At 61.2% G+C, this 9,054-nt stretch carries 8 protein-coding genes, 1 tRNA gene and 2 pseudogenes; all 11 read left to right on the top strand.

The window, feature by feature from the left end:
- A partial coding sequence (gene rpsL / locus EOA86_RS11185; protein WP_128341669.1) for a 30S ribosomal protein S12 occupies positions 1 to 305 on the top strand: 305 nt, incomplete at its 5' end.
- Between the two features lie 84 nt (positions 306 to 389).
- Positions 390 to 860: a 30S ribosomal protein S7 gene (gene rpsG / locus EOA86_RS11180; protein ID WP_008875664.1), complete on the top strand. Its 471-nt coding sequence runs from the start codon at positions 390 to 392 to the stop codon at positions 858 to 860.
- Positions 861 to 890: 30 nt separating this feature from the next.
- A complete protein-coding gene (fusA, locus tag EOA86_RS11175; RefSeq protein WP_128341667.1) occupies positions 891 to 2,981 on the top strand; it encodes an elongation factor G in 2,091 nt (696 codons plus the stop codon).
- 66 nt (positions 2,982 to 3,047) lie between these two features.
- Positions 3,048 to 4,223 carry an elongation factor Tu gene (gene tuf, locus EOA86_RS11170; protein WP_029352152.1) on the top strand — a complete coding sequence of 392 codons (1,176 nt, stop codon included), beginning with the start codon at positions 3,048 to 3,050 and terminating at the stop codon, positions 4,221 to 4,223.
- Positions 4,224 to 4,625: 402 nt separating this feature from the next.
- Positions 4,626 to 6,158, top strand: a complete 1,533-nt coding sequence (locus tag EOA86_RS11165; RefSeq protein WP_245497216.1) for a hypothetical protein — start codon at positions 4,626 to 4,628, stop codon at positions 6,156 to 6,158.
- Positions 6,159 to 6,269: 111 nt separating this feature from the next.
- Positions 6,270 to 6,751, top strand: a pseudogene (locus EOA86_RS11160) (group II truncated hemoglobin).
- A gap of 131 nt (positions 6,752 to 6,882) precedes the next feature.
- Positions 6,883 to 6,958, top strand: a tRNA-Trp gene (locus EOA86_RS11155).
- Between the two features lie 406 nt (positions 6,959 to 7,364).
- Positions 7,365 to 7,568: a preprotein translocase subunit SecE gene (gene secE, locus EOA86_RS11150; RefSeq protein WP_029352158.1), complete on the top strand. Its 204-nt coding sequence runs from the start codon at positions 7,365 to 7,367 to the stop codon at positions 7,566 to 7,568.
- 27 nt (positions 7,569 to 7,595) lie between these two features.
- Positions 7,596 to 8,123 (top strand): transcription termination/antitermination protein NusG, encoded by a 528-nt coding sequence (nusG, locus tag EOA86_RS11145; RefSeq protein ID WP_006202141.1) that lies wholly within the window; start codon positions 7,596 to 7,598, stop codon positions 8,121 to 8,123.
- 175 nt (positions 8,124 to 8,298) lie between these two features.
- The gene (gene rplK / locus EOA86_RS11140) at positions 8,299 to 8,727 is read left to right on the top strand and encodes a 50S ribosomal protein L11 (RefSeq protein ID WP_029352163.1); all 429 of its coding nucleotides are present in this window, start codon (positions 8,299 to 8,301) and stop codon (positions 8,725 to 8,727) included.
- A 4-nt stretch (positions 8,728 to 8,731) separates the two neighbouring features.
- Positions 8,732 to 9,054, top strand: a pseudogene (locus EOA86_RS11135) (50S ribosomal protein L1); the annotation flags it as partial.

Raw genomic sequence — 9,054 nt, 5'->3', positions numbered from 1 at the left:
CCATGCAGCAGAACCCGCAGAAGCGGGGCGTCTGCACGCGCGTCTACACCACGACGCCGAAGAAGCCGAACTCGGCGCTGCGCAAGGTGGCCAAGATCCGCCTGACCAATGGTTTTGAAGTGATCGGTTATATCCCCGGCGAAGGTCACAACCTTCAGGAGCACTCCGTGGTCATGATCCGCGGCGGCCGCGTCAAGGATCTTCCGGGCGTTCGCTACCATATCATTCGCGGCGTGCTCGACACGCAGGGTGTGAAGAACCGCAAGCAGCGCCGTTCGAAATACGGCGCCAAGCGTCCGAAGTGACCGAAGCGTAGCCAAGGTCATCCCGGACGGCGCCAGGCGACGATCCGGGGTCCAGGCCACCACGCAGAATTGAGGCAGAGAAAAATGTCCCGTCGTCACAGTGCAGAAAAGCGTGAGATCAATCCGGACCCGAAGTTCGGCGATCTGATCGTCACCAAGTTCATGAACGCCGTCATGTATGACGGCAAGAAATCGGTTGCCGAGACCATCGTCTACGGCGCGCTCGACCAGGTCCAGTCCAAGACCAAGCAGGAGCCGGTCACCGTCTTCCATCAAGCGCTCGACAATGTCGCGCCGCATGTGGAAGTGCGTTCGCGCCGCGTCGGTGGCGCCACCTACCAGGTTCCGGTCGATGTGCGCCCCGAGCGCCGTCAGGCGCTGGCCATCCGCTGGCTGATCGCTGCCGCCCGCAACCGCAACGAGACCACGATGGTCGACCGCCTCTCCGGCGAGCTGATGGACGCGGCCAACAACCGCGGCACCGCCGTCAAGAAGCGTGAAGACACCCACAAGATGGCAGAAGCCAACCGCGCCTTCGCGCACTACCGCTGGTAAAGCGCGAACGAGACTGAAGAGGCACCTCCCATGGCCCGCGAATATAAAATCGAAGATTATCGCAATTTCGGTATCATGGCGCATATCGACGCCGGCAAGACGACGACCACCGAGCGCGTCCTCTACTACACGGGCAAGTCGCACAAGATCGGCGAGGTCCATGACGGCGCTGCCACCATGGACTGGATGGAGCAGGAGCAGGAACGCGGCATCACCATCACGTCCGCCGCGACCACGACCTTCTGGAAGGGTCGTGACGGCAAGATGCACCGCTTCAACATCATCGACACCCCCGGCCACGTCGACTTCACCATCGAGGTAGAGCGTTCGCTGCGCGTGCTCGACGGCGCTATTGCGCTGCTCGACGCCAATGCCGGTGTCGAGCCGCAGACGGAAACCGTCTGGCGCCAGGCCGACAAATACCGCGTGCCGCGCATGATCTTCTGCAACAAGATGGACAAGATCGGCGCGGATTTTTACCGCTCGGTCGAGATGATCGGCTCGCGCCTCGGCGCGCATGCCGTCGTCATGCAGCTGCCGATCGGTGCCGAGACCGAGTTCAAGGGCATCGTCGACCTCGTCGAGATGAACGCGCTGGTCTGGCGCGACGAAACGCTGGGCGCTGCCTGGGACGTCGTCGAGATCCCGGACGATCTCAAGGCTCGTGCGGAAGAATACCGCGAGAAGATGATCGAGGCCGCCGTCGAAATGGACGAGACGGCGCTTGAGAATTACCTCGAAGGCAAGATGCCCGACAATGACGAGATCCGTGCGCTGATCCGCAAGGGCACCATTGCGGTGAAATTCTACCCGATGTTCTGTGGCTCGGCCTTCAAGAACAAGGGCGTGCAACCGCTGCTCGACGCCGTCGTCGAATACCTGCCGTCGCCGGCCGACGTTCCGGCCATCAAGGGCATCGACGCCAAGACCGACGCCGAGATCGAGCGTCATGCCGACGACAATGAGCCGCTGTCGATGCTCGCCTTCAAGATCATGAACGACCCGTTCGTCGGCTCGCTCACTTTCGCCCGCATCTATTCGGGCAAGCTCACCAAGGGCATCTCGGTCGACAACACGGTCAAGGGCAAGAAGGAGCGCATCGGTCGTATGCTGCAGATGCATGCGAATTCGCGCGCTGACGTCGAAGAGGCTTTCGCCGGCGACATCGTCGCCTTGGCCGGCCTTAAGGACACGACCACGGGCGACACGCTCTGCGATCCGCTGCATCCGGTCATTCTCGAGCGCATGGAGTTCCCCGATCCGGTCATCCAGATCGCGATTGAGCCGAAGACCAAGAACGACCAGGAAAAGATGGGCCTTGCGCTGCATCGCCTGGCTGCCGAGGACCCGTCCTTCCGCGTCAAGACCGACGAGGAATCAGGCCAGACGATCATTTCCGGCATGGGCGAGCTCCACCTCGACATCATTGTCGACCGCATGCGCCGCGAGTTCAAGGTCGAGGCCAATGTCGGCGCGCCGCAGGTGGCATATCGCGAGACGATTACCCGCAGCCAAGAGCAGGACTACACCCATAAGAAGCAGACCGGCGGCACCGGTCAGTTCGCTCGCGTCAAAATTCTTTTCGAGCCAAATCCGGAAAGCAGCGAATTCCTTTTCGAATCCAAGATCGTTGGCGGCGCTGTGCCGAAGGAATACATCCCCGGCGTCGAAAAGGGCATCAACAGCGTCATGACGTCGGGCCCGTTCGCCGGCTTCCCGATGATCGGCGTCAAGGCGACGCTGATCGATGGTGCCTACCACGACGTGGATTCCAGCGTTCTGGCCTTCGAAATCGCTGGCCGTGCCTGCTTCCGTGAAGCGGCCCCGAGGCTTGGCGTGCAGTTGCTCGAGCCGATCATGAAGGTCGAAGTGGTGACGCCGGAAGATTATGTCGGCAGCGTCATCGGCGACCTGAACGGCCGTCGCGGCCAGATCCAAGGCCAGGAAGCCCGTGGCGTGGCGGTGGTCATCAACGCAATGGTGCCGCTCGCCAACATGTTCAAATACGTCGACAATTTGCGCTCGATGAGCCAAGGCCGCGCGGCCTACACGATGCAGTTCGATCACTACGAGCCGGTGCCGACCGCGGTCGCTCAGGAAGTCCAGAAGAAATACGCGTAGCCCGAACGGGTTGCGGCGCTAACTTAATTCAAAGCCCGCACGGGCGAGCAGGAATGGAGAGATCACATGGCAAAAGGTAAATTCGAGCGTACAAAGCCTCATGTGAACATCGGCACGATTGGCCATGTCGATCATGGCAAGACGTCGCTGACGGCGGCGATCACCAAGTATTTTGGCGAATACAAGCGCTACGACCAGATCGATGCGGCGCCCGAGGAGAAGGCGCGCGGCATCACCATCTCGACGGCGCATGTCGAATACGAGACGGCCAACCGCCACTACGCCCATGTCGACTGCCCCGGCCACGCCGACTATGTGAAGAACATGATCACCGGTGCCGCGCAGATGGACGGCGCGATCCTGGTTGTGTCGGCCGCCGACGGCCCGATGCCGCAGACCCGCGAGCACATTCTGCTGGCCCGTCAGGTCGGCGTGCCGTCGATCGTGGTGTTTTTGAACAAGGTCGACCAGGTCGACGACGCCGAGCTGCTCGAGCTGGTCGAGCTCGAGGTGCGTGAGCTGCTGACCAAGAACGAGTTCCCCGGCGACGACATTCCGATCGTCAAGGGTTCGGCACTTGCCGCTTTGGAAGATTCCGACAAGAAGATCGGCGAGGATTCGATCCGCGAATTGATGGCTGCGGTCGACGACTACATCCCGACGCCGGTTCGTCCGCTGGACAAGCCGTTCCTGATGCCGATCGAGGACGTGTTCTCGATTTCGGGCCGCGGCACGGTGGTGACCGGCCGCGTCGAGCGCGGCGTGGTCAAGGTCGGCGAGGAGCTGGAGATCATCGGCATCCGTCCGACCACCAAGACGACCTGCACGGGCGTCGAGATGTTCCGCAAGCTGCTCGACCAGGGCCAGGCCGGCGACAACATCGGCGCGCTCTTGCGCGGTGTCGACCGCGAAGGTGTCGAGCGCGGCCAGGTTCTGGCCAAGCCCGGCACGGTCAAGCCGCACAAGAAGTTCGTCGCCGAAGCCTACATCCTGACCAAGGACGAGGGCGGCCGTCACACGCCGTTCTTCACCAACTACCGTCCGCAGTTCTATTTCCGCACGACCGACGTGACCGGCATCGTGTCGCTGCCGGAAGGCACCGAGATGGTGATGCCTGGCGACAACATCACCGTCGATGTCGAGCTGATCGTGCCGATCGCCATGGAAGAGAAGCTGCGCTTCGCCATCCGTGAAGGCGGCCGCACCGTCGGTGCCGGCATCGTCGTCACCATCAAAGAGTAATCGACACCGGCATTGCCGATCAGATCGATTGCGAAAGGGCAGTCCTCGGGCTGCCCTTTTTGCTTTTTTTTTAGCACAGCCGAGTGCCTGCGGCGCCATCGCAAAACCCTGTTGCGAGCCGTCAAAGCTCAATCACAGCGCCGGGCGTTGTTCGTGCGCGCGAAGGACGCTGTAGCACGTTGATATTGCGCATGATCGCGAGCGAAAATCGGTTCCGTTTTTGGGGGTCGTGCGTTAGGATAGCTTGCATTGCGGGGGCTTGCCCGAATGGTTCTATGGCACCGTCTGGATGGCCAGACATGGTGGATGCTTGGGGTGATCTGCCTGGCGTCGTTCCTTGGCATGGAACACGCTGCCTTCGCGGCGAATACAAAAGAATCCGCCCCGGAGATTGGCCCGACGATGCGGTTCGTCGTCGTCCGCAGCAGCGCGCCTGGTTGCGAGCCGACCTGCCCGGAATGGATATCGGCTGAAGGCTCGATAGAAGCCGGCACGCCGGCCCTTTTCAAACGCACGCTCAAGGTGCTCGGTGGCCGAAAACTGCCCGTTGTCGTGGATTCTCCCGGCGGCAATGTCGAAGCCGCGCTGGCGCTTGGCCGGCTGATCCGCAAGAACAAGCTCGATATTGCGGTCGGCAAAACCGGGCTCACCGGTTGCCAGCCCGACGCCAAGGCGTGCAAGGAAAAAGACGGCAAGGGCGCTCGCTATTTCGGCAATGCCTATGCCGACGGCGCGATCTGCAATTCCGCTTGTCCGCTGATGCTTGCCGGCGGCGTCAGGCGCGTGGTCGGTCAATGGGCCCATCTCGGCGTCCATCAGATCACCACAACCTACATCCGGACGAAATTGCAGTACCGAACCACCTACCGCGTGGTGAGAGGCAAGAAGAAGATCGTCAACAAAAAGGTCATCAGCCGCAAGAACGCCGGCAGCTACAAGACCTATGAGATGAGCAAGGCGGTGGAGAAAAGGCTGGCGGCTTATCTCAGGGAAATGGGCGTCGGCCTTGGTGTGCTAGAAGCGATGAAGGAGACGCCGGCCAGCAGCATCCAGCAACTGGCCCCCTACGACATGCTGCAGGCGAAGCTGGTTACCAGCCTGGATGCCGTCGACCTGCTGACCGCGCCAACTCTATGCAAAACAGATCCGGTGGCTGCGAACTGCAGGGAAATACCGGCGCCGGCCGGCGACGTGATGGCATACGCCAAGCCCGCTCCCGCCGCGTCGGCGGAACCCGAAACCGTGCGGCGGGCCGATGTTGGAGATATGCGCTTCGTTCTGGTTCGCGGCAGAAGTTTTCTCTGCGATCCCAACTGTCCCGAATGGATCTCGGCGGAAGGCACGATTAGCGCTCAAACGCCGGAACGGCTGCGCCAACTGCTGGACACGATCGGTGATCGGCGACTGCCCGTGGTGATCAACTCGCCGGGAGGTGACGTGCTCGGCGCTGTGGCTGCCGGAAGGCTGATCCGAGAACGCAAGCTCGACGTGGCGGTTGCACGGACGGACTTCATTGGATGCGAGCCGGACAAGGCGGATTGCACCGCCGAAGATGGCGTCTATCTCGGGCTCACGATCGATGCGAGCGGCGAGTGTGGCGCGGCCTGTCCGATCATGCTCGCCGGCGGTGTCAGACGCCTTGTCGGTCCTCGTGCGCAGTTGACCGTGCATTCGATGGGGTTGGAGCAGCGGGTCAAGACCTATCTCAAAGAGATGGCGGTCGGACCCGGTCTGCTGGTGGCGATGCGGTCGGTGCCGGCCTCGCGCCACCGGCAGCTCGAACCCGACATGATGTTGAAAGTCGGGCTGACGACCGGGCTTGAATCGGCAGATGAATTTACCGGCCCGACCATCTGCAAATCGGAGCCAATGCCGGAGAATTGCCGCGTGGTGTCGACTTCCGAGGTTCAGGCCGACGCGCCGGTCAAGTTGTAAGGCGCAGGCGCTGCAACTGACCCAAACTGGCCATCGAGGCAGGTTGAGCAACGTTCGATAGTTCCGCTATCGTCCGCAACAATTGACAGTCCGGCCAGTCGAGGATCGAGAATGAGCCAGGATATCCCGACATTGTTCGAATGGGCCGGCGGCACCGAGGCTTGAATCGCCTGACCAAAACCTTCTACGACATGGTGTCTAGGAATCCCATCGTCGGCCCGGTGTTCAAAAATATGTCACCGGATCATCCGGCCCATGTCGCGGCCTTCATCGGCGAGGTCCTTGGTGGACCGACGACCTACAGCAAAGAGCATGGCGGCCACCGCGAGATGGTCATGCATCATCTCGGCAAGCATCTGAGCGAGGAACAGCGCCGCCGCTGGATCAACCTTCTCGTCGATGCCGCCGATGAAGTCGGGCTGCCGAACGATCCGGAATTCCGCTCGGCTTTCATGGCCTATGTCGAATGGGGGTCGCGGCTGGCGAAGATGAACTCCAACCTTAGCGAGACCTGCGATCCCGAAACCGAGCCGATGCCGGCCTGGGGCTGGGGCGTGCCCGGCGGACCGTACAAGCAGCCGTCGGGCGGATGATCCCGAATCGCCACGGAGATTTCCGACCTGATGCTGAAAGCGGGCAGGAATGGAACGATCAGATCAGACCGCTCTTTACAGCGCGCACGGAAGCTTTTAGGAAGCGCCTGCTGCGTTGACGTGCGCACGATACGGGCATAGCTCAGTTGGTAGAGCGGCGGTCTCCAAAACCGCAGGTCGTAGGTTCGAGCCCTGCTGCCCGTGCCATTTTTCGAAATGGCCAATTCATGAAACCCGTGCCATTTTTCGGAATGGCCAATTCATGAAAATTGTCTGGTCTTCCACGCTTTGGCCCTTTGAAAATCCGCCGTGGCTTGCCATATACGCTGTCTTGAGACATAAGAGGCCATAGCCGGGACGGGACGACTGGATGGTTCCGAGGCGGCGTTTGGTCATAAAGCGGACACTTGCCACTTGCGTGGATCAAGAATCGGTTTTATGTAGACGAAACAGACACGCGACGCGTGGAGCTGGGAAGCCGGCTTTACGCGTCCGATTTGCATGGGCGAAATGATTGCGCTGATTCGGCGCGAACATAGGCTCAGGCGGCACATCCCGGCCAGCGGGATCATCCAGGAGATCCGGTCAACGGGTCTTGCAGACAGAGCGGCACATGGCTTCGAAAACCACAAATCCATTCGTCTTTCTCCAGCAAGTTCGCTCGGAGACCGCCAAGGTGACTTGGCCGTCGCGGCGCGAAACGATGATCTCGACGGTGATGGTCCTGGCGTTCGCTGTGATCGCGATGATCTTTTTCTTTACCGCCGATCAGCTCATGGGCCTCGCGGTCGAGCAGATTCTGGGCATCGGACGCTAAGTCCGGCGATTACGGAGAAGTCTTGAAATGACTGCGCGGTGGTACATCGTCCACGCCTATTCGAACTTTGAAAAAAAGGTCGCTGAGGACATCGAGAACAAGGCCAAGCAGAAAGGCCTGTCCGCTGACATCGAGCAGATCGTCGTGCCGACCGAGAAGGTTGTCGAGATACGCCGCGGCCGCAAGGTCGATGCCGAGCGCAAGTTCTTCCCGGGCTACGTGCTCTTGAAGGCCAACCTGACCGACGCAGTGTTCTCGCTCGTGAAGAACACGCCGAAGGTCACCGGCTTCCTGGGTGACTCGAAGCCGGTGCCGATCACCGAGACCGAGGCCCAGCGCATCCTGAACCAGGTGCAGGAAGGCGTCGAGCGGCCGAAGCCGTCGGTCACTTTCGAGATCGGCGAGGCGATCCGCGTGTCGGACGGTCCGTTCGCGTCATTCAACGGTTTCGTCCAGGAAGTGGACGAGGAGCGGGCGCGGCTCAAGGTGGAAGTTTCGATCTTCGGGCGCGCCGTGCCGGTCGATCTCGAATTCGGACAGGTCGAAAAGGGCTGATCCGAAATCCTTGTCGCCCATTCGGCGGTGAGGGGAGGCGGCGTGGAAATCGCGCGGCCAAAACGGGTGGGAGGCGAATGCGGCTTTAGCCGGCCACAGGAACCGCACCACCAGACTGCAACCCGCCGGTGTTGCCCAGATAGTGGGGCCGGCATGAGACAAAGGCAGGAAAGAGATGGCTAAGAAAATTGCAGGCCAGCTCAAGCTCCAGGTTTCCGCGGGTTCGGCTACGCCGTCGCCCCCGATCGGACCGGCGCTTGGTCAGCGCGGCATCAACATCATGGAGTTCTGCAAGGCGTTCAACGCGCAGACCCAGGAAATGGAAAAGGGATCGCCGATTCCGGTCGTGATCACCTACTACCAGGACAAGTCGTTCACCTTCGTCATGAAGACGCCGCCGGTGAGCTATTTCCTGAAGAAGGCCGCGAACCTGAAGTCGGGCTCGAAGGAGCCGGGCAAGGTCAAGGCCGGCACGATTGGCCGCGACAAGGTGCGCGCCATCGCCGAGCAGAAGATGAAGGATCTGAACGCAACCGATATCGAGGGGGCCATGCGCATGGTCGAGGGCTCCGCCCGCTCGATGGGTCTGGAAGTGGTGGGCTGAGATCATGGCAAAGATTGCAAAGCGTGTATCGAAGACCCGTGAAGGCATCGATCCCAACAAGGCTTATGCCTTGGGTGAGGCGCTGAAGCTGCTCAAGGACCGGTCCTCGGTGAAGTTCGACGAGACCGTTGAAATCGCGATGAACCTGGGTGTCGACCCGCGCCATGCCGACCAGATGGTCCGTGGCGTGGTCAATTTGCCGAACGGCACCGGCCGTACCGTCCGCGTCGCCGTTTTCGCGCGTGGCGACAAGGCCGAGGAAGCCAAGGCGGCCGGCGCCGATATCGTTGGCGCCGAGGATCTGGTCGACATCGTCCAGAAGGGCAC

The organism is Mesorhizobium sp. M5C.F.Ca.IN.020.32.2.1 (assembly GCF_004023105.1).
GTDB classification, from domain to species: Bacteria; Pseudomonadota; Alphaproteobacteria; order Rhizobiales; family Rhizobiaceae; genus Mesorhizobium; species Mesorhizobium wenxiniae.
This window is presented reverse-complemented; position numbering and strand designations above follow the sequence as displayed.